This window comes from Streptomyces sp. NPDC048349 (assembly GCF_040651925.1).
In the GTDB taxonomy this organism is placed as follows: Bacteria; Actinomycetota; Actinomycetes; order Streptomycetales; family Streptomycetaceae; genus Streptomyces.
Genome location: NZ_JBEZLA010000023.1, coordinates 55,249 through 79,019, shown reverse-complemented (window position 1 = coordinate 79,019; position 23,771 = coordinate 55,249). Strand labels below are relative to the sequence as shown.

23 protein-coding genes and 1 riboswitch are annotated in these 23,771 nt (G+C 72.4%); of the genes, 10 read left to right on the top strand and 13 right to left on the bottom strand.

The genetic code is table 11. The features are described from left to right. Nucleotides 1-13: 13 nt before the first annotated feature. From AB0D44_RS15420 to thrC, 5 genes are all read right to left on the bottom strand, one after another. A complete protein-coding gene (locus AB0D44_RS15420; RefSeq protein ID WP_362590053.1) occupies nucleotides 14-628 on the bottom strand; it encodes a phosphoribosylanthranilate isomerase in 615 nt (204 codons plus the stop codon). A gap of 182 nt (nucleotides 629-810) precedes the next feature. Further along, entirely contained in the window at nucleotides 811-2,433 is a 1,623-nt protein-coding gene (groL, locus tag AB0D44_RS15415) for a chaperonin GroEL (RefSeq protein ID WP_362590050.1), read from the bottom strand. Between the two features lie 303 nt (nucleotides 2,434-2,736). After that, nucleotides 2,737-2,943 (bottom strand): cold-shock protein, encoded by a 207-nt coding sequence (locus tag AB0D44_RS15410; protein ID WP_030009783.1) that lies wholly within the window; start codon nucleotides 2,941-2,943, stop codon nucleotides 2,737-2,739. Between the two features lie 408 nt (nucleotides 2,944-3,351). Beyond that, nucleotides 3,352-3,627 (bottom strand): MoaD/ThiS family protein, encoded by a 276-nt coding sequence (locus AB0D44_RS15405; RefSeq protein WP_362590047.1) that lies wholly within the window; start codon nucleotides 3,625-3,627, stop codon nucleotides 3,352-3,354. Between the two features lie 36 nt (nucleotides 3,628-3,663). Further along, complete coding sequence (thrC, locus tag AB0D44_RS15400; RefSeq protein ID WP_362590044.1) at nucleotides 3,664-4,962, bottom strand: threonine synthase; 1,299 nt, start codon at nucleotides 4,960-4,962, stop codon at nucleotides 3,664-3,666. Beyond that, nucleotides 4,956-5,107, bottom strand: a riboswitch (SAM riboswitch). (Overlaps the previous gene by 7 nt.) Before the next feature lie 185 nt (nucleotides 5,108-5,292). On the opposite strand from thrC, the gene AB0D44_RS15395 reads away from it, so the two are divergent. Together AB0D44_RS15395 and AB0D44_RS15390 are read left to right on the top strand one after the other, a co-directional pair. Further along, entirely contained in the window at nucleotides 5,293-6,243 is a 951-nt protein-coding gene (locus AB0D44_RS15395; RefSeq protein ID WP_362590109.1) for a glucosyl-3-phosphoglycerate synthase, read from the top strand. Nucleotides 6,244-6,289: 46 nt separating this feature from the next. Then, nucleotides 6,290-7,645 (top strand): trehalose-6-phosphate synthase, encoded by a 1,356-nt coding sequence (locus AB0D44_RS15390; protein WP_362590042.1) that lies wholly within the window; start codon nucleotides 6,290-6,292, stop codon nucleotides 7,643-7,645. Nucleotides 7,646-7,853: 208 nt separating this feature from the next. On the opposite strand, the gene otsB is transcribed toward AB0D44_RS15390, so the two are convergent. The 3 genes from otsB to AB0D44_RS15375 form a co-directional block, all read right to left on the bottom strand. Continuing rightward, nucleotides 7,854-8,702 carry a trehalose-phosphatase gene (otsB, locus tag AB0D44_RS15385; protein ID WP_362590040.1) on the bottom strand — a complete coding sequence of 283 codons (849 nt, stop codon included), beginning with the start codon at nucleotides 8,700-8,702 and terminating at the stop codon, nucleotides 7,854-7,856. A 76-nt stretch (nucleotides 8,703-8,778) separates the two neighbouring features. After that, complete coding sequence (locus AB0D44_RS15380; RefSeq protein ID WP_362590037.1) at nucleotides 8,779-9,015, bottom strand: DUF3263 domain-containing protein; 237 nt, start codon at nucleotides 9,013-9,015, stop codon at nucleotides 8,779-8,781. Between the two features lie 84 nt (nucleotides 9,016-9,099). Further along, on the bottom strand, nucleotides 9,100-10,401 hold the full coding sequence (locus AB0D44_RS15375; protein WP_362590034.1) for an extracellular solute-binding protein: 1,302 nt from the start codon (nucleotides 10,399-10,401) through the stop codon (nucleotides 9,100-9,102). Nucleotides 10,402-10,567: 166 nt separating this feature from the next. Here AB0D44_RS15375 and AB0D44_RS15370 point away from each other — a divergent pair, with 166 nt between their 5' ends. From AB0D44_RS15370 to AB0D44_RS15360, 3 genes are all read left to right on the top strand, one after another. Continuing rightward, a complete protein-coding gene (locus AB0D44_RS15370; RefSeq protein ID WP_362590106.1) occupies nucleotides 10,568-11,500 on the top strand; it encodes an ROK family protein in 933 nt (310 codons plus the stop codon). Beyond that, on the top strand, nucleotides 11,500-12,663 hold the full coding sequence (gene nagA, locus AB0D44_RS15365; protein ID WP_362590031.1) for an N-acetylglucosamine-6-phosphate deacetylase: 1,164 nt from the start codon (nucleotides 11,500-11,502) through the stop codon (nucleotides 12,661-12,663). The genes AB0D44_RS15370 and nagA overlap by 1 nt, the downstream gene beginning before the upstream one ends. Before the next feature lie 100 nt (nucleotides 12,664-12,763). Then, a complete protein-coding gene (locus tag AB0D44_RS15360; RefSeq protein ID WP_362590028.1) occupies nucleotides 12,764-13,687 on the top strand; it encodes a 1-phosphofructokinase family hexose kinase in 924 nt (307 codons plus the stop codon). 22 nt (nucleotides 13,688-13,709) lie between these two features. Here the strand turns inward: AB0D44_RS15360 and AB0D44_RS15355 are convergent, their stop codons facing one another. Both AB0D44_RS15355 and cdgB read right to left on the bottom strand, forming a co-directional pair. Further along, complete coding sequence (locus AB0D44_RS15355) at nucleotides 13,710-14,753, bottom strand: CBM35 domain-containing protein (RefSeq protein ID WP_362590025.1); 1,044 nt, start codon at nucleotides 14,751-14,753, stop codon at nucleotides 13,710-13,712. Nucleotides 14,754-14,821: 68 nt separating this feature from the next. Beyond that, on the bottom strand, nucleotides 14,822-16,552 hold the full coding sequence (gene cdgB / locus AB0D44_RS15350) for a diguanylate cyclase CdgB (protein ID WP_362590022.1): 1,731 nt from the start codon (nucleotides 16,550-16,552) through the stop codon (nucleotides 14,822-14,824). Between the two features lie 411 nt (nucleotides 16,553-16,963). Between cdgB and AB0D44_RS15345 the strand changes: the two genes are divergently transcribed. Beyond that, on the top strand, nucleotides 16,964-17,449 hold the full coding sequence (locus tag AB0D44_RS15345) for a flavin reductase family protein (RefSeq protein ID WP_362590103.1): 486 nt from the start codon (nucleotides 16,964-16,966) through the stop codon (nucleotides 17,447-17,449). A gap of 4 nt (nucleotides 17,450-17,453) precedes the next feature. Here the strand turns inward: AB0D44_RS15345 and arfB are convergent, their stop codons facing one another. Continuing rightward, entirely contained in the window at nucleotides 17,454-17,879 is a 426-nt protein-coding gene (gene arfB / locus AB0D44_RS15340) for an alternative ribosome rescue aminoacyl-tRNA hydrolase ArfB (RefSeq protein WP_362590019.1), read from the bottom strand. 179 nt (nucleotides 17,880-18,058) lie between these two features. Here arfB and AB0D44_RS15335 point away from each other — a divergent pair, with 179 nt between their 5' ends. Next, entirely contained in the window at nucleotides 18,059-18,634 is a 576-nt protein-coding gene (locus AB0D44_RS15335) for a TerD family protein (protein ID WP_362590016.1), read from the top strand. A gap of 125 nt (nucleotides 18,635-18,759) precedes the next feature. Then, nucleotides 18,760-19,290: a GNAT family N-acetyltransferase gene (locus tag AB0D44_RS15330; protein WP_362590013.1), complete on the top strand. Its 531-nt coding sequence runs from the start codon at nucleotides 18,760-18,762 to the stop codon at nucleotides 19,288-19,290. Here AB0D44_RS15330 and AB0D44_RS15325 read toward each other — a convergent pair. Together AB0D44_RS15325 and AB0D44_RS15320 are read right to left on the bottom strand one after the other, a co-directional pair. Beyond that, entirely contained in the window at nucleotides 19,287-20,699 is a 1,413-nt protein-coding gene (locus AB0D44_RS15325; RefSeq protein WP_362590010.1) for a M1 family metallopeptidase, read from the bottom strand. The genes AB0D44_RS15330 and AB0D44_RS15325 overlap by 4 nt on opposite strands. Nucleotides 20,700-20,749: 50 nt before the next feature. Beyond that, nucleotides 20,750-21,307, bottom strand: coding sequence for a heme-binding protein (locus AB0D44_RS15320; protein ID WP_362590007.1), 558 nt, complete (start codon nucleotides 21,305-21,307; stop codon nucleotides 20,750-20,752). A gap of 563 nt (nucleotides 21,308-21,870) precedes the next feature. Between AB0D44_RS15320 and AB0D44_RS15315 the strand changes: the two genes are divergently transcribed. Next, nucleotides 21,871-23,064, top strand: a complete 1,194-nt coding sequence (locus AB0D44_RS15315) for a sensor histidine kinase (RefSeq protein WP_362590005.1) — start codon at nucleotides 21,871-21,873, stop codon at nucleotides 23,062-23,064. Further along, nucleotides 23,061-23,684: a response regulator transcription factor gene (locus tag AB0D44_RS15310; protein WP_362590002.1), complete on the top strand. Its 624-nt coding sequence runs from the start codon at nucleotides 23,061-23,063 to the stop codon at nucleotides 23,682-23,684. Before AB0D44_RS15315 ends, AB0D44_RS15310 begins: the two co-directional genes overlap by 4 nt. Nucleotides 23,685-23,771: the final 87 nt, after the last annotated feature.

Genomic DNA, 23,771 nt, shown 5'->3' with positions numbered 1-23,771 from the left:
CGTACGAACACGCTCAGCGAGAGGAACCCGGTCCGCGGGCCGCTTCGATGAAGGCGCGGATCAGGTCCGGGGACTTGACCCCGCGCTCCCGCTCCACCCCGCTGGAGACGTCCACGCCCCAGGCGCCGGTGGCCTCGACGGCCCGGCGGACCGTGGCGGGGGTGAGGCCGCCCGCGAGCAGCCACCGCCCCTCGGGCGCGGTGAACTCCGCGGAGCCCCAGTTCCACGGCTTTCCGGAGCCCGGGTCGGGGGCGTCGAGCAGCAGCAGGTCCTCGCCCAGCTCCCCGCAGCGCGCCACGTGCTCGGCGGTGGCCCGGATCAGCGTCCGCCCGGGCGCGCGCAGGGCCTCGTAGTACTCGGGGCCCTCGTCCCCGTGGAGCTGGACGGCGCGGACCCCGCTCTCCTCGGTGAGCCGGCGCACCTCGTCCAGCGACTGCCCGCGGTACACCCCGACGGTGAGCACCCCGGCCGGCACCCGCGCGGCGAGCTCCCGCGCGGTGGCGGTCCCGACGGTACGGGGGCTGCCGGGGGCGAAGACGAACCCGACGGCATGCGCCCCGGCGTCGACGGCCACGTCGACGTCGTGCGCGGTCCGCAGCCCGCAGATCTTGATGAACACCTCACTCATACCGGCAGTCAAGCAGGTCGGGCGGGCGGACGTCGGCCGGTCCCGCATCGCGGGCGGCGGCCGGTCGCCCGTCGCCGCGCGGCGGCCTCCGGCGAAAACGCCCGAGGGCGGCACCCCCCGCAGGGAGTGCCGCCCTCGTTCGAGAACAGCCGATCAACCGGAAGGCCGAAGCCGGGGGTCGATCAGAAGTCCATGTCACCGCCCGGCATGCCGCCCGGGGCGCCCGCAGACGCCTTCTCCGGCTTGTCGGCGATGACGGCCTCGGTGGTCAGGAACAGCGCGGCGATCGACGCGGCGTTCTGCAGCGCGGAGCGCGTGACCTTCGCCGGGTCGATGATGCCCTCGGCGATCATGTCGACGTACTCGCCGGTCGCGGCGTTCAGGCCCCAGCCGACCGTCAGGTTGCGGACCTTCTCCACGACGACGCCACCCTCGAGACCACCGTTGACGGCGATCTGCTTGAGCGGGGCCTCGAGGGCGAGCTTCACGGCGTTGGCGCCGGTCGCCTCGTCACCCGAGAGCTCGAGCTTCTCGAAGACCGCGGAGGCCTGGAGCAGGGCCACGCCACCACCGGCGACGATGCCCTCCTCGACGGCCGCCTTCGCGTTGCGAACGGCGTCCTCGATGCGGTGCTTGCGCTCCTTGAGCTCGACCTCGGTCGCGGCACCGGCCTTGATGACGGCCACGCCGCCGGCCAGCTTCGCGAGGCGCTCCTGGAGCTTCTCGCGGTCGTAGTCCGAGTCGGAGTTCTCGATCTCGGCACGGATCTGGTTGACGCGACCCTGGACCTGGTCGCTGTCACCGGCACCGTCGACGATCGTGGTCTCGTCCTTGGTGATGACGACCTTGCGGGCGCGGCCGAGCAGGTCGAGACCGGCGTTCTCGAGCTTGAGGCCGACCTCCTCGGAGATGACCGTGCCACCGGTGAGGATGGCGATGTCGCCGAGCATGGCCTTGCGGCGGTCGCCGAAGCCCGGGGCCTTGACGGCGACGGACTTGAAGGTGCCACGGATCTTGTTGACGACCAGGGTCGACAGGGCCTCGCCCTCGACGTCCTCGGCGATGATCAGCAGCGGCTTGCCGGACTGCATGACCTTCTCCAGGAGCGGCAGCAGGTCCTTGACCGAGCCGATCTTGGAGTTGACGATCAGGATGTACGGGTCGTCGAGCGACGCCTCCATACGCTCCATGTCGGTGGCGAAGTACGCCGAGATGTAGCCCTTGTCGAAGCGCATGCCCTCGGTGAGCTCGAGCTCGAGCCCGAAGGTCTGCGACTCCTCGACGGTGATGACGCCTTCCTTGCCGACCTTGTCCATGGCCTCGGCGATGAGCTCGCCGATCTGGGTGTCAGCGGCGGAGATGGAGGCCGTGGAAGCGATCTGCTCCTTGGTCTCGACATCCTTCGCCTGCTCGAGCAGGGCGCCCGAGACGGCCTCGACGGCCTTCTCGATGCCACGCTTGAGGGCCATCGGGTTGGCGCCGGCCGCCACGTTGCGCAGGCCCTCGCGGACGAGCGCCTGGGCGAGCACGGTGGCGGTGGTCGTACCGTCGCCGGCGACGTCGTCCGTCTTCTTGGCGACTTCCTTGACCAGCTCGGCGCCGATCTTCTCGTACGGGTCCTCGAGCTCGATCTCCTTGGCGATGGAAACACCATCGTTGGTGATCGTGGGGGCGCCCCACTTCTTCTCAAGGACGACGTTGCGACCCTTGGGGCCAAGGGTGACCTTGACGGCGTCGGCGAGCTGGTTCATCCCACGCTCGAGACCGCGCCGGGCCTCCTCGTCGAACGCAATGATCTTGGCCATCTGAAGTGGTCCTCCCGGACAGCGGTGGATTGCTCCCAGGACCGCGCCCGCGCCCGCGACGGACGGCCTGCGTGCCCGGCGGTTCCTTCCCGCCGGACCCTGCGGGCCTCACCGACCCGGTCCTCGTTCAGTAGCACTCTCACCAGGAGAGTGCTAACGCCAATGATTAGCACTCGACCCCCGCGAGTGCAAGCGGCTTGGGGCAACACCCCCGCGAACGCGCCGCAGACACGCGAAGGGCCCACACCCCTGGTCCGGGATGTGGGCCCCTCCTGTACGCGTGGGCGGTCGATCGCGCCGGGACTAGCCGAGTGCGAGCTTGACCATGTCCGCCTGCGGACCCTTCTGGCCCTGCGAGATCTCGAACTCGACCCGCTGACCCTCTTCAAGGGTGCGGTACCCGTCCATCTGGATGGCGCTGTAGTGGACGAACACATCCGCACCACCGTCGACCGCGATGAAGCCGTAGCCCTTCTCCGCGTTGAACCACTTGACGGTGCCCTGAGCCATGCCTAACTCCCCTATTACTGGCCCTTGCGCAGGAACGCACTTCGCGGTCCCGGGTCATCACTTGCGTCGGAACGCGTCGACCGAGGCTGAATGTATCCGCGCCGGTGCTGTCTGCAACAGGTCAATCCGACGAGAATTCTGGACACGGGGAAACATAGAAATAGAGTGAAAATCTGGCATATTCCAGGGCAACTCGGGCCCGGCATATCTCGCCAAAGCCCCATACCGCACTTGCACATTGACCCGATGTCGACCCTCACGCGACCCGTTCATATGCAGCGGGCAAGAGCAGCGGAGGGGACTTCCCCAACTCTACCGCGCCCAATCAAGCAGAATTACCCCCTCCGCTTATTAACGGAGGGGGTAATTACGGTTTCGCGTGCCCGTCGCGGCGCCGCGCCGCTGCGGTCAGCCGCCCGCGACGGCCGGAATGATCGAGACGCCCGCGCCGTCCGGCGTCGCCGCCTCCAGCCCGCCCTCGAAGCGCACGTCGTCGTCGTTGACGTAGACGTTCACGAAGCGGCGCAGCTTGCCCTGGTCGTCCAGGACGCGGGCGGCGATGCCCGGGTGGTTCTGCTCCAGGGACTCGATGACCTCGGCGAGGGTCGCGCCCTCGGCGGGTACCTCGGCCTGACCGCCGGTGTAGGTGCGCAGGATGGTGGGGATGCGGACGTTGACGCTCATGGCGCTACTGCCTTTCCGGTCGTACGGGAGGGAGGGTCAGGCCAGGCCGGCGGCGCGGAACGCGTCCAGGCTCGGGCGGATGGTGGCGGTCTGGCCGCTGTCCGCTGCCACCGCCTCCAGGGTTTTGAGGCCGTCTCCGGTGTTCAGGACGACGGTGGTCAGCGCCGGGTCGAGCTGCCCGTTCTCGATGAGCTTCTTCGTCACGCCGACGGTCACGCCGCCCGCGGTCTCGGCGAAGATGCCCTCGGTCTGCGCGAGGATCTTGATGGCCTCGACGACCTGCTCGTCGGTCACGTCCTCGACGAAGCCGCCGGTGCGCCGCGCGATGTCCAGTACGTAGGGACCGTCCGCCGGGTTGCCGATCGCCAGGGACTTGGCGATGGTGTTCGGCTTCTGCGGGCGGACCACGTCGTGACCGGCCTTGAAGGCGCTCGACACCGGGGAGCAGCCCTCGGCCTGGGCGCCGAAGATCTTGTACGGCTTGTCCTCGACGAGGCCGAGCTTGATCAGCTCCTGCAGACCCTTGTCGATCTTCGTCAGCTGCGAGCCGGACGCGATGGGGATGACGATCTGGTCGGGCAGCTGCCAGCCGAGCTGCTCGCAGATCTCGTACGCCAGGGTCTTGGAACCCTCCCCGTAGTACGGGCGCAGGTTGACGTTGACGAAGCCCCAGCCCTCGCCCAGCGGGTCGCCGATGAGCTCGGAGCAGAAGCGGTTCACGTCGTCGTAGTTGCCCTCGATGCCGACGAGGTCGCCCCCGTAGACACCGGCCATGACGACCTTGCCCTGCTCCAGGTCGTGCGGGATGAACACGCAGGAGCGGAAACCGGCCCGGGCGGCCGCGGCGCCGACCGCGCCGGCCAGGTTGCCGGTGGAGGAGCAGGACAGGGTGGTGAAGCCGAAGGCGCGGGCCGCCTCGACGGCGATGGCCACGACGCGGTCCTTGAAGGAGTGCGTCGGGTTGCCGGAGTCGTCCTTGACGTAGAGCTTGCCGGTGACGCCGAGCTCCTTGGCCAGGTTCGCCGCGTCCACGAGCTTGGTGAAGCCCGGGTTCAGGCTGGGCTTGGAGGCCACGTCCGCGGGCACCGGCAGCAGCGGCGCGTAGCGCCAGATGTTGGCGGGGCCGGCCTCGATCGCGGCGCGCAGGGCCTCGGGGTCGCCGGCGGGGAGGTCGTAGGCGACTTCCAGCGGGCCGAAGCACTCGGCACACGCGAAGATGGGTCCGAGGTCGAAGCGGGTACCGCACTCGCGACAGGAAAGCGCGTTGGCGGGTCCGAGATCGACAGAGGTGGCAACAGTCTGTGCAGCCATGATGGCGAGGCCCTTTCTCCTCATCTTCCCCATGGCGCACTTCGCCATGAGACGGAATTGGCACCTTCCCTAGCCGGGGCCCCGCGGGATGCTTGTCGCATCGCGAGAACCGACTGGAGGGTTGCCGGGGCTTCAACGGGCCGTGTCCCTCTGCCCCTCTGGATGAGCGGTATGGCACCGGCACACGCGCTCTATGGCGCGCCGGTGCGTTTGTGCGCGAGGACCCCCGGCATGCGGCGGTCCTTCGCGTTGTTCAAGACTGTAACCGAAGGCCCACGTGGTTGAGACAGGCGTCCGAACCGCGAGATGGATCACTTTTCGGTCAATCCGACCAAGCCGCAGGGAGTGCTCAACGTGCTGGAAGAGGTGGAGCGCTGGCTGGCCGACCGCTCCTGGTCCGCCGCCGACCGACCGCTCGACCAGTTGCTGGACCGGAAACGGGCAGCTGGGACCACGGTCAGCGTGGTGCTGCCGGCGCTCGACGAGGAGGCGACGGTCGGCGCGATCGTCGAGGTGATCCGGCGCGAGCTGATGGAGGGACTGCCGGTCCCGCTGGTGGACGAGCTGATCGTGATCGACTCGGACTCCAGTGACGCTACGGCGGAAGTGGCGGCGAAGGCCGGGGCCCAGGTGGTGCACCGCGACGAGATCCTGCCGCGGATCCCGGCGCTCCCCGGCAAGGGCGATGTGCTGTGGCGTTCGCTGCTGGCCGCCACCGGGGACGTCCTGTGCTTCGTCGACGCCGACCTGCGGGACTTCTCGGCCGCCTTCGTCTCCGGCATCGTGGGACCGCTGCTGACCGAGCCGGACGTGCAGTTCGTCAAGGCCATGTACGACCGCCCGCTGGGGGACGCCCCGGGGCAGGGCGGCCGGGTCACCGAACTGGTCGCCCGCCCGCTGCTCAACCTGCACTGGCCGCAGCTGGCCGGCTTCGTCCAGCCGCTCGGCGGGGAGTACGCCGTCCGGCGCTCCCTGCTGGAACGCCTGCCCTTCCCCGTCGGGTACGGCGTCGAGCTGGGCCTGCTGGTCGACGCGCTGCACACGGTCGGACTGGACGCACTGGCCCAGGTGGACGTGGGCGTACGGCTCCACCGCCACCAGGACGGGCAGGCGCTGGGCCGGATGGCCGCGGCGATCTACCGCACCGCGCAGCTGCGGCTCTCGCGCGGGCACCTCGTACGGCCGGAGCTGACGCAGTTCGAGCGCGGCCCGGACGGGTTCGTACCGCACACGTACCCGGTGGACACCGAGGAGCGGCCGCCGATGCTGGGCATCAGGGAGTACGCCCTGCGCGGCGCGGCCTGACGGCTTCGGAAGTTTGCGCGAGGCCGGGCCGGGCTAGGTTCGCGACATGGCTTCATCTCAGGTACTCGTCGCCGCGAACCGCGGCCCGCTCTCGTATTCCCTCGACACCGACGGCACGCTCGGCACCCGGCGGGGCGGGGGCGGCCTCGTCTCCGGCCTCTCCGCGGCCCTCGCGGAGCAGCCGGAGGCGCTGTGGATCTGCGCCGCCCTGTCGGAGGCGGACCGGGAGGCGGTCCGCCGGGGCGTCGCGGAGCCAGGGGTCCGGATGCTGGACATCGATCCCACGATGTACGACGACGCCTACAACGGCATCGCGAACTCGGTGCTGTGGTTCACCCACCACCACCTGTACGACATCCCGCGCGAGCCGGTCTTCGACGCGGACTTCCGGCGGCGCTGGGCCTCGTACGTCGCCTACAACCGCGCCTTCGCCGAGGCGCTGGCCGAGGAGGCGGCGCCGGGGGCACGCGTACTGGTGCAGGACTACCACCTGGCGCTGGTGCCGGGGGCGCTGCGCGCGCTGCGGCCGGACCTGCGGATCGCGCACTTCACGCACACGCCGTGGGCCGCGAAGCCGTTCCTGGACGTGCTCCCGGACGACGTCCGGGAACAGCTGCTCGACGGGATGCTCGGAGCGGACGTGCTGGGCTTCCACACCCAGGCCTGGGCGACGAGCTTCCTGGACGCGGCGGGCCGGGGGAACGTGGCCGTGTTCCCGCTGGGCGTCGACGCGCAGGAGCTGCGGGCGCTGGCGCACCGGCCGGAGGTGGACGACAAGCTGGCGCAGCTGCGGGCGGAGGTCGGCGACCTGAAGACGATCGTCCGGGTGGACCGGACGGAGCTGTCGAAGAACGTCCTGCGGGGGCTGCTGGCGTACCGGGAGCTGCTGACGGCACATCCCGAGTGGCGCGGCCGGGTGGTGCACCTGGCGTCGGCCTATCCCTCGCGGCAGGACCTGAAGGTGTACCGGGACTACACGCAGTCGGTGCGGGAGCTGGCGGCGGCCGTGAACGCCGAGTTCGGCACGGAGCAGTGGCAGCCGGTGCTGGTGTCCGTGCAGGACGACTTCGCGCGGTCGCTGGCCGCGTACCGGATGGCGGACGTGGCGCTGGTGAACCCCGTGCGGGACGGGATGAACCTGGTGGCGAAAGAGGTGCCGGTGGTGTCGGAGGCGGGGTGCGTGCTGGTGCTGTCCACCGGGGCCGGGGCGTACGAGGAGCTGCGGGGGGATGCGCTGACGGTGAACCCGTACGACGTCACGCAGACGGCGGAGGCGTTGCACGCTGCGCTGGCCATGCCGGATCCGGAGCGCGCGGAACGCACCAAGCGCCTGGCCGCCGCGGCGACGGCCCTCCCGCCGGCGGCCTGGTTCGAAGCCCAGCTCTCGGCCTTGAACACCTGACCCGCACCCCGCCGCCCCGGCTCCGCCCCGGACCCCGCGGGTTCGGGGGCGGAGCCCCTGACGGCGGTGGCGCGGCAAACACCCGGGCCAGGCACGACCCGGCCCCGCAGGCCAGGCCCACCCCAGCCCCGTCGGCGTTTGAGGCGCGGGGTTCGGGGGCGGGGCCCCTGACGGCAGCCGCACCGGCCGGTCCCGCAGGCGCCGCAGGCTACGCGCGGAGGGCCGCCGCCAAGTCCGCCAGGAAGCCGACCACCGCGGCGGGCCCCGGTACGACGAGGTCGGCGCGGGAGGCCAGCTCCGGAACCTCCGCGGAGCCACTGCACACCAGCAGCCCCGGCAGACCCTCGGCCCGGCGCTTCTCGACCGCCGAGTACGCGGCCAGATCGCCCAGGTCGTCGCCCGCGTACAGGACCGCCTCCGCACCCGTTTCCGCCAGGAACTCGGTGAGGGCGACGCCCTTGTCCATCCCCGGGGGGCGCAGTTCCAGGACCGCGCGGCCGGGCTCCACCATCAGCCCGTGGCGGGCCGCCAGCTCCGCCAGGGGCTCGCGCAGCGCCGCGAAGGCCGCCTCCGGATCCGCCGCGCGCCGCGTGTGGACGGCCAGCGCGCGCCCCTTCTCCTCGATCCACGTGCCCTGCCAGGCCCCGATGGAGTCCAGGAAGCCGGGCAGCTCGGCCCGTACCGCCGCCACCCCCGGATGTTCCGCGGGGGCCTGCACGATCCCGGTGACGGCGTCCCACCGCTCGGCCCCGTAGTGGCCGAGGACGACCAGGTGTTCGAGTCCCGCGACCCCGGCGAAGCCCCCGTAGCGGACGGCGACGCCCGCCGGCCGGCCGGTGATCACGGCGACGTGGGCGACCTCGGGGGCCAGCGCGGCCAGGGCGGGCAGGGCTCCCGCGTGGGCGCGGGCCTGGTCCGGGTCCGGGACGATCTCGGCGAGGGTGCCGTCGAAGTCCAGGGCGACCACGGAACTGCGTGGCGCGCGGAGCAGGGCATCGAGTCCCTCGCGTCCGGCTGCGGTGACGGGCATCGGCAAGTCGTGCGGATGGCTCCCCATACGGATGACCCTAACGGCCGCGCCGGGCGACGGCTATGGCGCAGGCCACCGTCGGGCAAGATGCGAGAGAGACGACCTAGCGCCTTGCCCGCTGGGCCTCGCGGATGCGGCGCAGGCGGTTCACCGTGCCCGGTGCGTGGGCGAGCGCGCGGGGGTCGTCCATCAGCGCGTTGAGCAGCTGGTAGTAGCGGACCGGGGTCATCCCCAGCCCTTCCCGTATCGCACGCTCCTTGGCCCCGGGCCCGGGCCAGGTGCGTCCCTCGTACGCGAGCACCGCGGCCTCCGTGGCCGTCAGCCGCCCGTCGTCCGTCATACCGCCAGATTAACGCCGCCCACCGACACCGGCCGGGCGGGCCCCGGCGGGCCGGTCCGGCCCGGCCCGGGCCCCGCGCGGAGCTCAGCTCGGGTCGGCCGCCCGCGCGGACGTCGCGATCTCCTCCAGGACCTTGGCCGGCTGCCCGCCGGGCTGCACGGCCTTGCCGATGTTCTGCTTGATGTCCTCGCTGACGCCCGCCCAGGACTTCTTGCCCACCGGGTAGAGCCGCGAGGACGGCAGGGCGTCCAGGAAGGTCTTCAGCTGCGGCGCGGTCCCGCCCGTGCCGGACTGCACGGCCCGGTAGCCGGTGGTGGTGACCGGGAGCAGGTCGTACATGCCGGTGAAGGCGGTCACGTTCTTCGCCTCGTAGAGGTGGTCCAGGAACTTCCCGGACTCCTTGCGGTGGCCGTTCTTGAAGGCCATCACCCAGTCGGCGACGCCCATGGCCGAGTGCTCGGCGCCGTCCGCGGTGGGCATGGTGACCATGCCGAACCTGACTCCCTTGCCGGCCGCCTGCTTGATCAGCGTCGGGTGGCCGTTGAGCATGCCGACCTCGCCGCGCGTGAAGGCGTCGAAGGCGGCCTGCCGGTCGAGCTTGCCCGGTTCGACGGGTCCGGTCAGGCCCTGGCCGACCATCTTGTCCCGGAGGAACTCCAGCGCCTTGACGTTCTCGGCGGAGTCGATCGCGTACTGCTCCTCGTTGTCGGTGTAGCCGCCACCGCCCGCGAGCATCCACATCATCGTCTCGGCCTGGGCCTCCTCGCGGCCCAGCGGCAGCGCGAAGGGGGTGGGGACGCCCGCGCCCTTGAGCTTCTTCGCGGCCGCCTCCAGCTCCGCCCAGCTCTTGGGCTGCCAGCCGTTCTTGGCGTCCTTCGCGACGACCCCGGCGTCGGTCAGCAGCTTCTCGTTGTAGAAGAGGAGCCGGGTGCTGGCCACGAAGGGCATTCCGTACTGGACCCGCTTGACCTTGCCCGCGTCGGCGAGCGGCCCGAGGAAGTCGGCCTCGGTCTTGACGGAGAGCAGTTCGTCCGCCGAGTAGAGCTTGCCCGCCTCGGCGTAGTCGGCGTAGGCGCCGATCTGCGCGATGTCGGGGGCCTTGCCCGCCTTGACCATGTCGGCGACCTTGGCGTCGACCTCGGACCAGGAGTAGACGCTGACCTCGACGTTGATCCCCGGGTTGGCCTTCTCGAAGTCCTGGGCGAGCGTCTTCCAGTAGGTGGCCGACGAGTTCTGCGGATTGTCCCCGTACTCGGCCGCCACGACCCGCAGGGTCACCTCGTTGTCCCCGGTGAGTCCGCCGCCGGCTCCGCAGCCGGTCAGTGTCACGGCCGTCAGGCACAGAGCGGCGCCGGACGCGGCCAGGCGCAGGTTTCGGCGGTTCACAGTTCTCGTTCCACCCCTTGTTGTACGTACGATCCACGTAAGGTCTACACCACTTTGGCCGCCGGTCCACATCCTTGGCCCCGATTTGTATGGCCACTCAACAATCCCCCCTCAATGGACTAGACCTTTCCCCGTGAAGCACGCGAGACTGTCCCCTGTGAAACCCGTGAAACACGTCATCGCCCTCGATGTGGGCGGCACCGGGATGAAGGCCGCCCTGGTCGCCGCCGACGGCACCCTGCTGCACGAGGCGCGCCGCGCCACCGGCCGCGAGCGGGGCCCCGAAGCCGTTGTCGAGACGATCCAGGACTTCGCCGCCGAGCTGCTCGCCACCGGCCGGGAGCGCTACGGACGGGCCGCCTCGGCCGCCGGGGTCGCCGTCCCCGGCATCGTCGACGCCGAGAACGGGATCGCCGTCTACGCGGCGAACCTGGGCTGGCGCGACGTCCCGATGCGCGCGGTGCTCAGCGCCCGGCTCGGCGGCATCCCGGTGGCCCTCGGCCACGACGTGCGCACGGGCGGCCTCGCCGAAGGCCGCATCGGAGCGGGCCGGGGCGCCGACCGCTTCCTCTTCGTACCGCTGGGCACCGGTATCGCCGGGGCCATCGGCATCGCCGGCCGCATCGAGGCCGGGGCCCACGGCTACGCGGGCGAGATCGGCCACATCGTGGTCCGCCCCGGCGGCCCCGCCTGCGGCTGCGGCCAGCACGGCTGCCTGGAGACCCTCGCCTCCGCCTCCGCCGTCTCCCGCGCCTGGGCCGCCGCCAGCGGCGCACCCGAGGCCGATGCTGCCGACTGCGCCAAGGCCGTCGAATCCGGCGACGGACGCGCCCGCGAGGTGTGGCTGGCTGCCGTCGGCGCCCTCGCCGACGGCCTGGTCACCGCGATCACCCTGCTGGACCCGCGCACGCTGATCATCGGTGGCGGGCTCGCCGAGGCGGGGGAAACCTTGTTCACACCCCTGCGGACGGCCGTCGAGGAGCGCGTGACGTTCCAGCGGCTGCCGCACATCGTTCCGGCGGCCCTCGGGGACACCGCCGGATGCCTGGGCGCAGGGCTGCTCGCCTGGGACCTACTCGCCACGGAGGTACCTGCCTGATGTCCGGAAGCGCGCACAGCACCGTCCTCTCCGGTGCCAGGGTGGTGCTGCCCACCGGAACCGTGGCGGGCGGCCGTGTCATCGTCGACGGCGACCGCATCGCCGGCAGCGCCGGGGAGGGCGCGCGGGTCGTTGACCTGACGGGGCACTGGATCGTCCCCGGCTTCGTCGACATGCACAACCACGGCGGCGGCGGCGCCTCGTTCACCTCCGGCACCGCCGAGGAGGTCCTCCAGGGCGTCCGCACCCACCGCGCGCACGGCACCACCACCCTGGTCGCCTCCACCGTCACCGGGGACCTGGACGAACTGGCCCGCCGCGCCGGGCTGCTCGCCGAACTGACCCAGCAGGGCGAGATCGCGGGCATCCACTTCGAGGGGCCGTTCATCAACGCCTGCCGCAAGGGCGCCCACAAGGAGGAGCTGCTCCGCGACCCCGACCCGGCCGAGGTCCGCAAGCTGATCGACGCCGCGCACGGCGCCGCCCGCATGTTCACCCTCGCCACCGAACTGCCGGGGGGCCTGGACTCCGTGCGGCTGCTGGCCGAACACGGGGTCATCGCCGCGATCGGGCACACGGACGCCACCTACGAGCAGACGCGCGCCGCCATCGACGCGGGCGCGACCGTGGCCACCCACCTCTTCAACGCAATGCCGGGCCTCGCGCACCGCGAGCCCGGCCCGATCGCCGCGCTGCTGGAGGACGAGCGGATCACCGTCGAGCTGATCAACGACGGCACCCACCTGCACCCGGCGGCCCTGGAACTCGCCTTCCACCACGCCGGCGCGCACCGCGTCGCCCTGATCACCGACGCGATGGACGCGGCCGGCTTCGGCGACGGGACCTACCACCTCGGTCCGCTGGAGGTCGAGGTCAAGGAGGGCGTGGCCCGGCTGGTGGAGGGCGGGTCCATCGCCGGCTCGACGCTGACCCTGGACACCGCCTTCAAGCGCTCCGTCACCCTCGACAGGCTGCCCGTGGAGTCCGTGGTCCAGGCGATCTCCGTCAACCCGGCCAAGCTGATCGGCCTCTACGACGAGATCGGCTCGCTGGAGCCCGGCAAGTACGCCGACCTGGTCGTCCTGGACTCCGAGTTCGAGGTCCGGGGCGTCATGCGCCGCGGCGAATGGATCGTCATCCCGCCCATGGAGCAGGGCGCCTGACGGCCAACCGGCTGGAGCGGGCGGGCGGTCGGCCCCGAGGACTGGGCCGACCGCTTTCTGTTTGGCATGATCCCGGCAGCAACAGACCCGGGGGAGCCCAATGATCCTGACCGTCACGCTCAACACCGCGCTCGACGTCACGTACCGCGTGCCGCGGCTGCTCCCGCACGCCTCGCACCGGGTCGCCGCCGTCACCGAGCGCCCCGGCGGCAAGGGGATCAACGTGGCCCGCGTCCTGGCCGCCCTCGGCCACGAGGTGACCGCGACGGGCTTCACGGGCGGGCCGGTCGGCTCCGTCGTACGGGAACTGCTCGCGCAGTCCCCGGGCGTGGTGGACGCCCTGGAGCCCTGCGCGGGCACCACGCGCCGCACGGTGGCCGTGGTCGACGAGACCTCCGGGGACACGACGCAGTTCAACGAACCGGGCCCGCTGATCACGGCCGCGGAGTGGTCCCTGTTCCTCGCCCGGTACGAGGACCTGCTGGCGGCCGGGGCCCGCGCCGTCGCCCTGTGCGGCAGCCTGCCGCCCGGCGTGCCGGTGGGGGCGTACGCGGTGCTCGTACGGGCCGCCCGCGCGGCCGGGGTGCCGGTCCTGCTGGACACCAGCGGCGAGGCCCTGCGCCGCGGGGTCGCCGCCCGCCCCGAGATCATCAAGCCGAACGCCGCCGAGCTCGCCGAGCTGACCGGATCCCGCGAGCCGCTGCCGGCCACCCGCGACGCCCGCCGCCGGGGCGCCCACGCCGTGGTCACCTCGCTGGGCCCGGACGGCCTGCTGGCCGCCACCCCCGAGGGCGCCTGGCGGGCGGCCCCGCCGCGCGCCCTGGCCGGCAACCCCACCGGGGCCGGCGACTCCGCCGTCGCGGGGCTGCTGTCGGCCCTGGCGCAGGGCCTGGACTGGCCGGAGCGGCTGACCCGCGCGGTCGCCCTCTCGGCGGCCACGGTGCTCGCCCCTACGGCGGGAGAGTTCGACCCCCGCACCTACGAGGAGGTACGGGGGTCGGTGAAGGTCACGCGGGCCGACTAGGCGACTAGGGGGTGGCGGCCGTTCACTCCTTCTCGAGCCAGAGCTGGTCGAGGACGACGTCACACTGGTTGCCGGCCTCGCACGAGATCCTGATCGTGTTCGAGCCCTGCTTGAGCTGGACGATCGAGTACGTGTTGGTCCAGCCCTTGGCCCAGTCGCCCTCGGGGGCCTTGGAGAAGTTCTTCATGTTGATCGGCCGGGTCTGCGCCTCGCCGTTGACGGTCAGCGTCGTGTTGGCGTCCTTGCCGGGCACCCCGTAGGTCATCTTCAGCTTGTAGCCGCCGGCCTTGGGCACGTCGAGCGTCCACGTCGCCGCGGCGCCGAGCGCGTTGAGGCCGCCCACGTACTGGCCGCCGGCGCTCTTGGCACCCGGCACGGTGTTCTGCAGCATCGCGCCGCCGGTGAGGGACATGCCGGCGCCCGCGAAGTCCGCCTTCGGGAGCGGCGCCTCCGAGGGCTGCGGGGAGCTCGGGGCCGGGCTCGAGGGGTTCTGCGGGGCGGCCGACTGCTGGTTGCCGCCGCCCGTCGTGTCGCCGGCCTGGTCCTTGCCCTTGTTGCCGAAGGCCACGGCGGCGGCGATGCCGATCGCGACCGCGCCGACCACGGCGACCGCCGCGATGATCACGCCCTTGCGGCTGGAGCCTCCCCCGCCGCCGTGCCCCCCGTGGCCGCCGTGGCCGCCGGAGTGCGAGATCGTCTGCGTCTGGTGCTGCGGGGGCTGCTGCTGCGGCGGAACGCCGTAGCCGCCCGCCTGGAGTGCCTCCGGGGCCTGGTACTGCGCCTGGTAGGGCTGCTGCGCCGGGCTCGGCTGGTGCGGGACGGGCCCGCGCTGACCGCCGTACGTCCGCTCACCGACCGTCCGCACCTGGTGGTGGGAGGTGCGCGGGACACCGGGCTGCGCGCCGGAATGACCGCCGGCCGCCGGGCCGGGGTAGCCGTATCCACCGCCCGAAGCGGGCGGGGCGGCTCCGGCCGCCTGGCCGTCCGCGTAGAGATACCCGAACGGATCGTCGTCCTCGGGCTTGTTCGCCCCACCGTGCGGGCCGTTGTTCGCGGGCGTCGTCATCGCAGGTCACTCCTTTCGACCCCCGGGAGCCTACCCCGAACACGTGCGCCCACGGGTTTCCGACCGCCTCAGCCGGCCCGGCGGTGCGCCTTGGAGCGGGACCTCTTCTCGATGTACATCCGCTGGTCGGCGGAGCGCAGCACCTCGTCCGCCGACATGCCGCAGCTGGCCCAGCCGATGCCGAAACTGGCCCCGACACGCACCGCACGGCCGTCCACCCGGATCGGCGGGATGATCGCGTTGCGCAGCCGGACGGCGAGATCGGCGGCGTCGGCGGCGCCCAGACCGTCGGCAAGGACGACGAACTCGTCACCACCCAGCCGGGCGACTGTGTCACCGTCCCTGACGCCGGTCGTCAACCGGCGGGCCACCTCGATCAGGACCGCGTCACCCGTGTGGTGCCCGAACCGGTCGTTGATCGACTTGAAGCCGTCGAGGTCGCAGAAGAGCACCGCGAGCCCCTTCGTCCCGTCGTCGACGTCCGTGGCGGGCGCCACGGTGTGCACGTGGTGGTCGTACGGGCCGTCCGCCTGGGCGGGCAGTGCCCCGGGGTACTCGTAGGAGTCGGCCGCGCCGAACCGGTCGGGGCCCGGGCCGGAGCCCGGACCGTCGGGCCGAAACCCGTGCTCACCGGCACCACCCGCCCCCACCCGCACCTCGTGCCCGTCGCGCCCCTCGTAGGCCGCGTCGAGGGCTTCGACCGCGGTGGCCCGCACGGACTGCGGTCGGCGGCACAGCCGGGCGCCGAGCCGGGCCCGCAGCTCGGCGCTGTTGGGCAGGCCGGTCAGCGAGTCGTGGCTGGCCCGGTGGGCGAGCTGGAGCTCGTGGCGCTTGCGCTCCTCGATGTCCTCGACGTGCGTGAGGAGGAACCGCGGGCCGTCGGCCGCGTCGGCGACCACGGAGTTGCGCAGCGAGACCCATACATACGTGCCGTCGCGCCGGCCCAGGCGCAGCTCGGCGCGCCCGCCCTCGGCGGAGGTCCGCAGCAGGGTCCCGATGTCCTCGGGGTGGACCAGGTCGGAGAAGGAGTAGCGGCGCAGGACGGAGGCCGGGCGGCCCAGCAGCCGGCACAGCGCGTCGTTGGTCCGCAGCAGCCGGCCGTGCTGGTCCCCGCCCATCTCGGCGATGGCCATGCCGCTGGGCGCGTACTCGAACGCCTGCCGGAAGGACTCCTCGCTGGCGCGCAGCGCCTGCTGCTCGCGCTCGAGGCGGACCAGGGCCCGCTGCATGTTCGCACGGAGCCTGGCATTGCTGATCGCAATGGCCGCCTGGAAGGCGTACATCTGCAGCGCCTCGCGCCCCCAGGCGCCCGGACGGCGGCCGTTGCGCGGTCTGTCCACCGAAATGACACCCAGAAGTTCCCCGCCGGACGCATACATGGGGGCATAGAGCCGGTCCTCGGGGTGCCACTCGTCCTCGAAGCGCGGTTCGGGGCCGTCCGTGTGCCACTGCGGGACGTCGTCCTCCATGAGGACCCAGCCCTCGGTGTGCGGGATGAAGCGCAGCCCGTCCCAGTTCTCACCCATCGTCAGGCGGCGTTCCCAGGAGGAGCGGGAGCCGACGCGGCCGGTGATGAGGGCCTCCGCCGAGGGGTCGCCCGCGAAGGCGGCGACGACGAGATCACCGTCCGGGCGCACGAGGTTGACACACGCGAGTTCGTAGCCGAGGCCCACGACGATGCCGTCCACGACGGTCTGCAGAGTGTCCGCCAGGCTCCGGGCCGTATTGAGCTCGGCCACCACCCGGTGCAGCTGCCGCAGGGTCGCAAGACGGACGTACGGCTCCGACTCGGTCTCCATTGCTCGCTCTCCCCGAGACCTCGACAGCAACTCCAGGTTTGTCATCGGCGTTTCGTTGCGGTGTCCCGTCCACTGAATCACAGTGAGCTGTGCGGCAGGTACACAGGGTCAACAAATCTTGCCCTGTGTGACTCAAGTCACATGAGCTGAATAATGGGCGTCCCGCGGGCGGTCGGCGACTGGGAGCGCTCCCTGCCGTTTCCGAGAGCAAACGATATGCCCGGGGCCTAGGGCAAGGGGCGGGGACGCGACTCGGACCAGGGCCCGATGTGCCCGCAGGGAGGCGAGATTAGCGTTCGGAGGGTGCTGAAGACGACCCCTGCGCCTCCCTCCGTACCCGCCCCGGTACGCACCTCACCCCCTGCCGCCCCCCATGCTGGGGGAGTGAGCAACGAAGAGTTCCGGGCCGCCATGTCCCGGCTGGCGGCAGGCGTATGCCTGATCACCGCGCACGAAGGCCCCCTGTCGGCGGACGGCCCGCGCGGCGAGGACGTCGGCATGACGGCGACCGCCTTCATGTCGGTGTCCCTCGAGCCGCCCCTGGTGCTGGTGAGCCTGCGCGAGGGCTCGCGGATGGACGACCTGCTGGCGGAGCAGCCGCTGTGGGCGGTCTCCCTCCTCGCCGACCACCAGCTCCAGGTCGCCGGCCGGTTCGCGATGAAGGGCCGGATCAGCGACCGGCTGCTGTTCGCCGACCTCCCCCACGTCCGGGGCGAGGTCTCCGGCGCCCCGCTGCTGAGCGGCGCCCTGGCCACGCTCGAATGCCGTACGGAGAACCGCGTCGAGGCGGGCGACCACACGCTGGTGATCGGCCGCGTCCTGACCGCCGCCCTGCCCTCCCCCGACGGGCAGCCGCTGACGTACTTCCGCGGCCGCTACCGCCACCTGGGGCAGTGAGGCGTCACCAGTCGCGGCCGGTGCGGCCGCGCTTGGTCTCGGCCCGCGCCTTCTTCTCGCGCAGCCGCCGCTCGTTGATCCCCCGAGGGATCTTCGTGGCTTGGCGCGGCTTGGGTGGCGGCGCCGTCGCCTCGGCCAGCAGCGACGCCAGCCGGACCAGGGCCATCTCCCGGTTGCGGAACTGGGAGCGGTGCTCGGAGGCGCGTACCGTCACCACCCCGTCCACGAGCCGCGCGGCGAGCCGCTCCAGCGCCCGAGCCTTCCACACCTCGGGCAGCGCCTTGGTCGCCGCCACGTCGAACAGCAGCTCCACGCGCGAGTCCGAGGTGTTCACGTGCTGGCCGCCGGGTCCCGAGGACCGCGAGAAACGCCAGGCGAGCTCGCCCTCGGGGAGCACGACCGAACCGCGGATGACATAGGGACCAGGCATGCCCCTATGATCCGTGTCCGCCCGCGCCGCGTCACCCTCATTAATCGGCGGCACCGCGGCACCTTGAACGGCCGCACGGAATTCACCCGGGAACCCGACCGCCCTCTCGTGGCGTTAGAGGGGTGAGCGGTAATTTGACCGCCTGCACGTGCATGTCGGATGAGGAAAGGGACATTCCCATGGCTGTCAGCCTGTCCAAGGGCGGCAACGTCTCGCTCACGAAGGAGGCCCCGGGCCTCGCTGCCGTCACGGTCGGCCTCGGCTGGGACGTCCGTACGACCACCGGTGTCGACTTCGACCTCGACGCCTCGGCCATCGCGGTCAACCAGACGGGCAAGGTCGTCTCGGACGGCCACTTCGTCTTCTTCAACAACAAGTCCACCCCGGACCAGACCATCGTCCACACCGGTGACAACCGCACCGGCGAGGGCGCGGGCGACGACGAGGCCATCAACGTCAACCTCGCCGGCCTCCCCGCCGATGTCGACAAGATCGTCTTCCCGGTCTCCATCTACGACGCCGAGGCCCGCAGCCAGAACTTCGGCCAGGTCCGCAACGCGTACATCCGCGTCGTGAACCAGGCCGGCGGCGCCGAGATCGCCCGCTACGACCTCTCCGAGGACGCGGCGACCGAGACCGCCATGGTCTTCGGCGAGCTGTACCGCAACGGCGCCGAGTGGAAGTTCCGCGCGGTCGGCCAGGGCTACGCCTCCGGCCTCACCGGCATCGCGCAGGACTTCGGCGTCAACGTCTGACGCAGACGGGCCCGAGCCCGAAGGCCTGGGACCGGCGGTCGACGACCGCCGGTCCGAGACCGGCGGATTTGCGGTGAAGCCCCCTCCCGGCCGTCCGGGGAGGGGGCTTCGCTACCGTTCGACAGGTGATCCTTCAACCGCTCGTCCCCGTGGACGGCGCCCTGCCCGGTCCGGTCCTCACCGAGATCGCCGCCCTGTACTCGACGAACCACGCGTTCTTCGAACTCAGCGGCGACTTCCCCGACCCGGACCGCATCACGGTGGAACAGGTCGCGGCCTCCCTCGCCGACGAACTCGCCCAGGACGGCGCCGAGGTCCTCCTCGCCCGCTCCGCCGGCCGGCTCGTCGGCATCGCCACCACCCTGGCCCACCACCCCGACCCGGCCGCCGGGGACCCGGACCCGTGGATCGGCCTGCTGCTCATCGACGCCACCGCCCACCGCGAGGGGTACGGCCGCGCCGTGACCGCCCTCGTCGAGGAGCGCTGGCGCACCGCGGGCCGGACGGGTCTGCGCCTGGCCGTACTGGCCAACAACCCCGGGGCCCTCGCGTTCTGGCAGGCCCAGGGCTACCAGGTCCTGCGCCACGCCCGGGACCGCGAGCTGGGCCGCGAGTGCACGGTGCTGCGCAAGCCCCTGGGGCCCGAACTGTCTTAGCGGGGGCGGGCCTTCCCGTACAGCCACACGTCCCAGACCTTCTTCAGGTCGTGCCCGGTCTGCTCCTGCGCGTAGGCGGTGAAGTCGGCCGTACTCGCGTTCCCGTGCCGGTACTTGGCGGCCCAGCCGCGCACCAGGGCGAAGAACTTCTCGTCCCCGACCTCCTGCCGGATCCGGTGCAGCACCATCGCTCCGCGGTAGTACACCGGATTCCCGGAGATGTGCTCGGAGCCGGGCGGGTCGGCGGGCGGGAAGGCGTCCCAGTCGGAGTCGGCGGCCTCGTCGACGTCGGTGTCGCCGGCCAGGAACGCGTCGAACCTCTGCTGCGCCGTGGTCCCCCCGTGGTCTTCGGCCCACAGCCACTCCGCGTACGTCGCGAAGCCCTCGTTGAGCCACATGTCCTTCCAGGACTTCGGCGACACCGAGTTGCCGAACCACTGGTGGGCGAGCTCGTGCAGCACCAGCTCGGCACTGCCGGGCGCGCCGGGGAAGACCGGTTTGGTCTGCGTCTCCAGGGCGTACTGGAGGGTTCCGGCGGGCAGCACGACGGCGCCCGCCGTGGTGAAGGGGTAGGGGCCGAACCGTCCGGCGCCCCACTCCACCATGTCCGGCAGCCGCGCGAGGTCCCCCGCGCTGGCCGCCGCCTGCGCGGGCGCCACCGCGGTGTAGAGGGCCACGCCGGAGGGGGTCCGGCCGGTCGCCACCGCGTACCTGCCGACGACGGCGGTCGCCAGATAGCTCGCCATCGGCTCCGGACTGTGCCACGCGAACGCGGTGCTCCCGTCGGCCCGCGGGGTCCGCGCGCGCAACTCGCCGTTCGACACGGCCTCGTAGCCCTTGGGCACGGTGATCGTGATGTCGTACGCGGCCTTGTCGCTGGGGTGGTGGTTGCCCGGGAACCAGGTCATCGACCCCACCGGCTCGCCGACGCCCACGGCGCCGTCCGCGGTGGTGATCCAGCCCTCCTTGGCGCCGTCGGCGTCCGTGAGGGCCTTCGGCCGGCCGGAATAGTCGATCTCCGTACGGAAGACCTCGCCCGCCTCCAGGTCCTCGGCGGGGCGCACGGTCAGCTCGTTGCCGGTCCGGTTGTACCGGGCTGCTGCGCCCTGGACGCTGACGCCCTCGACCTTGAGGCCGCTGAGGTCGAGGTTGAAGGAGCTGAGCCCCTGCTCGGCGCGGGCGGTGATCACCGCCGTGCCGTGCAGCCGCCCGTCGGCGGGGTCGTAGTCGAGGTCCAGCGCGTAGTGATCGACCTGGTAGCCGCCGTTGCCCGCCTTGGGGAAGTACGGGTCGCGCAGCCCCGACGCGCCCGGCCGCCCCTGCACGGTGTCGCCCGTACACGCCGTGGTGAAGGCGAGCAGGGCGGCAACGGCAGGGGCGGCCAGGCGGGAGAGCGCGCGGAGTTCCACGCGTTCGATCCTAGGCGGGCCGCCGGTACGGCCCGCGCGGACCGTTCGGCCTACTTGGCGAGCGCGTCGACTCCGGCCTTGGCGTACTTCTCGTCCAGGTCGCCGCTGGGGGCGCCGGCCACGCCGATGCCCGCGACGGGGGCACCGTTCGCCTGGACCGGCGTGCCGCCGCCGAGGAACAGGGTGCCGGGGATGTCCTTCAGGTTCGGGGCCTGGGCGAGGCGGCCCGCGAGCACCGAGGTCGGGGCGTTCCAGGAGACGGCGGTGAACGCCTTGCGCTGCGCCGACTCGTAGGACTGCGGGCCCGCGCCGTCGCCGCGCAGGGTGACGATGGTGTTGCCGTTGCGGTCCACGACCGCGACCGTCACCTTCTGGTTCTCGGCCTTGGCGGCCTCCAGGGCGGCCTGGGCGGCGCGGGTGGCGGCGTCGATGGTGAGGTGGGTCGTGGTGGTGAAGTTCTTGTCGCTCACCTCGTCCTTCTTCGCGACGGCGGCGGCCGGGGCCGACTGGGCGGCGGGGCTGGCGCTGGCGCTGACGGCACCGAAGGTCCCGGCGCCCAGGGCGACGGCGAGGGCGGTACCGGTGAGAACGCGGGTGCGGGTGTTCATCTCTGCTCCTGAGAACGGCGACACGGTGACGGCATCGGGTCGGTCGGCGAGCCGGTCGGCCCGGCTCCTTCCCTGCTCCAAGCCTGGGCCCGGATCCCCCGCCACCCCGTCCCCGTACCGGCTCTGCCCGGCCCACCGCACCGGTGGACGAGGGGGTCATCCGATCGGCCGATGCGGTACTGCTCGGCGGGGGTATTGGCTGGTCAAGCCCCGCCAGGGCCCGCAGCCCCGTCCAGCCCTGCCGGCGTGCGAGGCCCGGGACCCCGGGGCGGAGCCCCGGCAACGACGCCGCACCCGCCCCGCCAGGGCACGGGCCGAGCCCCACCCGGCCCCGCCTGGCGTGTGAGGCCCGGGACCCCGGGGCGGAGCCCCGGCAACGGTGCCGCACCCGCCCCACCAGGGCACGGGCCGAGCCCCACCCGGCCCCGCCTGGCGTGTGAGGCCCGGGACCCCGGGGCGGAGCCCCGGCAACGGTGCCGCACCCGCCCGCACCACCCGCCCCGCGCCGCAGGCAACGGGCAGGCAACCGACAATGGACCCACGCCCCCGATCCAGGAGCCCCCGTGAGCCACCCCCCGCGGAACCGCGACACCCGCACCCTGGCCACGGTCGCCCACACCGCGTTCTTCCTCCTGCTCGGCGCCTCCGTGGCCCGCTTCCTCCTGCGCCACCCCGGCGAACCCCGCACGCCCTGGGTCATCGCCCTCAGCGTCACCCTGGCCCTGCTGTACGTCCTGGGCCCGGCCCTGGGAGGAGCCCCGCCGCCACCCGGGACGGGCCACGCCGCGCAACCGCCCGCCCGGCTGCTCTGGCTGGGCCTGGTCGTGACCACCTGGGTGGTCCTCGTCGTCCTCGCGCCGAGCTTCGCCTGGTGCGCCGTACCGCTCTTCTTCACCGCCCTGCGCACCCTCCCCCCGCGCCCCGCGATCGTGCTCGTCGCCCTCCTCACCGTCTTCGTCGTCACCGCCCAGCTGCAGCTGGCCGGGTCCTTCGACCCCAACCTGCTGCTCGCCCCGCCCGCCGTGGCCGCCCTCGCCACCGCGGTCTTCGTCCACATGGAACGCCAGGCCCAGGCCCAGCGCACGCTGATCGACGACCTGATCCGTACCCGCCGGGAGCTGGCCGCCACCGAGCGCCGCGAGGGCACCCTCGCCGAGCGCCAGCGGCTGTCCATGGAGATCCACGACACCCTCGCGCAGAACCTGTCCAGCCAGCAGATGCTCCTCCAGGCCGCCGACCGCACCTGGGACACCGATCCGGGCACCGCCCGTGCGCACGTCCGCACCGCCACCGGCATCGCGGCGCGCGGCCTCGCCGAGGCCCGGCGCCTCGTCCACGACCTGGCCCCGGCCGAGCTCGCCGACGGCGCCGGCCTGGCCGACGCCCTGCGCGCCCTGGACGCCGGCCCGGACATCGAGGTCCGCTTCCACCTCGAGGGCGCCCCGGCCCCGCTCCCCGACCGCGTCCAGTCGGCGCTGCTGCGCATAGCCCAGGGGGCGCTGGCCAACGTCCGCGAGCACTCCGGTGCGCGTACGGCCGCACTCACCCTGAGCTTCCTCGGCGACCAGGTCGTCCTGGACATCGCCGACGACGGCCACGGCTTCACCGAGCCCCGCACGGGCGCCGCCGAACGCGGCCACGGCCTGCCCGCCATGCGCGCCCGCGTCCGCCAGCTCGGCGGCACCCTCGCCATCGAATCCACGCCGGGCGAGGGCACCGTCCTCTCCGCGGCCATCCCCCTGGAGCCGGCCCCATGACGACGATCCTGCTCTGCGACGACCACGTGGTGGTCCGCGCCGGACTTCTGGCCCTGCTCGGCAGCGAACCCGACATCGAGGTGCTGGGCGAAGCGGGCAGCGGCGAGGAGGCCGTCGCCCTGGCCGCCAAACTCCGTCCCGACGTGGTGCTGATGGACCTCCAGCTGGGCGAGGGCATCGACGGCGTCGAGGCCACCCGCCGCATCACCGCCCTCGCCGAGCCGCCGCACGTCCTCGTGCTCACCACGTACGACACCGACGCGGACATCACCCGGGCCATCGGCGCGGGCGCGACCGGCTACCTCCTCAAGGCGGAACGCCCCGAGGAGCTGTTCGCCGCGATCCACTCCGCGGCGCAGGGCCGCACCACCCTGTCCCCGCCGGTGGCCAGCCGCGTCATGGCCCACATGCGGGGCACCCGCCCCACGCTGACCGACCGCGAGCTGGACATCCTGGGCCAGCTGGCCCGCGGGCTCGGCAACCGCGACATCGCCCGCGCGCTGTTCATCAGCGAGGCCACCGTCAAGACCCATCTGGGCCGCATCTACGACAAGCTCGGCGTCGACACCCGCGCCGGCGCCGTCTCGGTCGCCAAGGAACAGCGCCTCCTGCCGTCCTGACGCACCCGCGCCGTCTCGGTCGCCGAGGAGCAGCGCCTCCTGCCGTCCTGACGCGCCCGCGCCGGCCGCCGCCGCGCACCTCGGCCC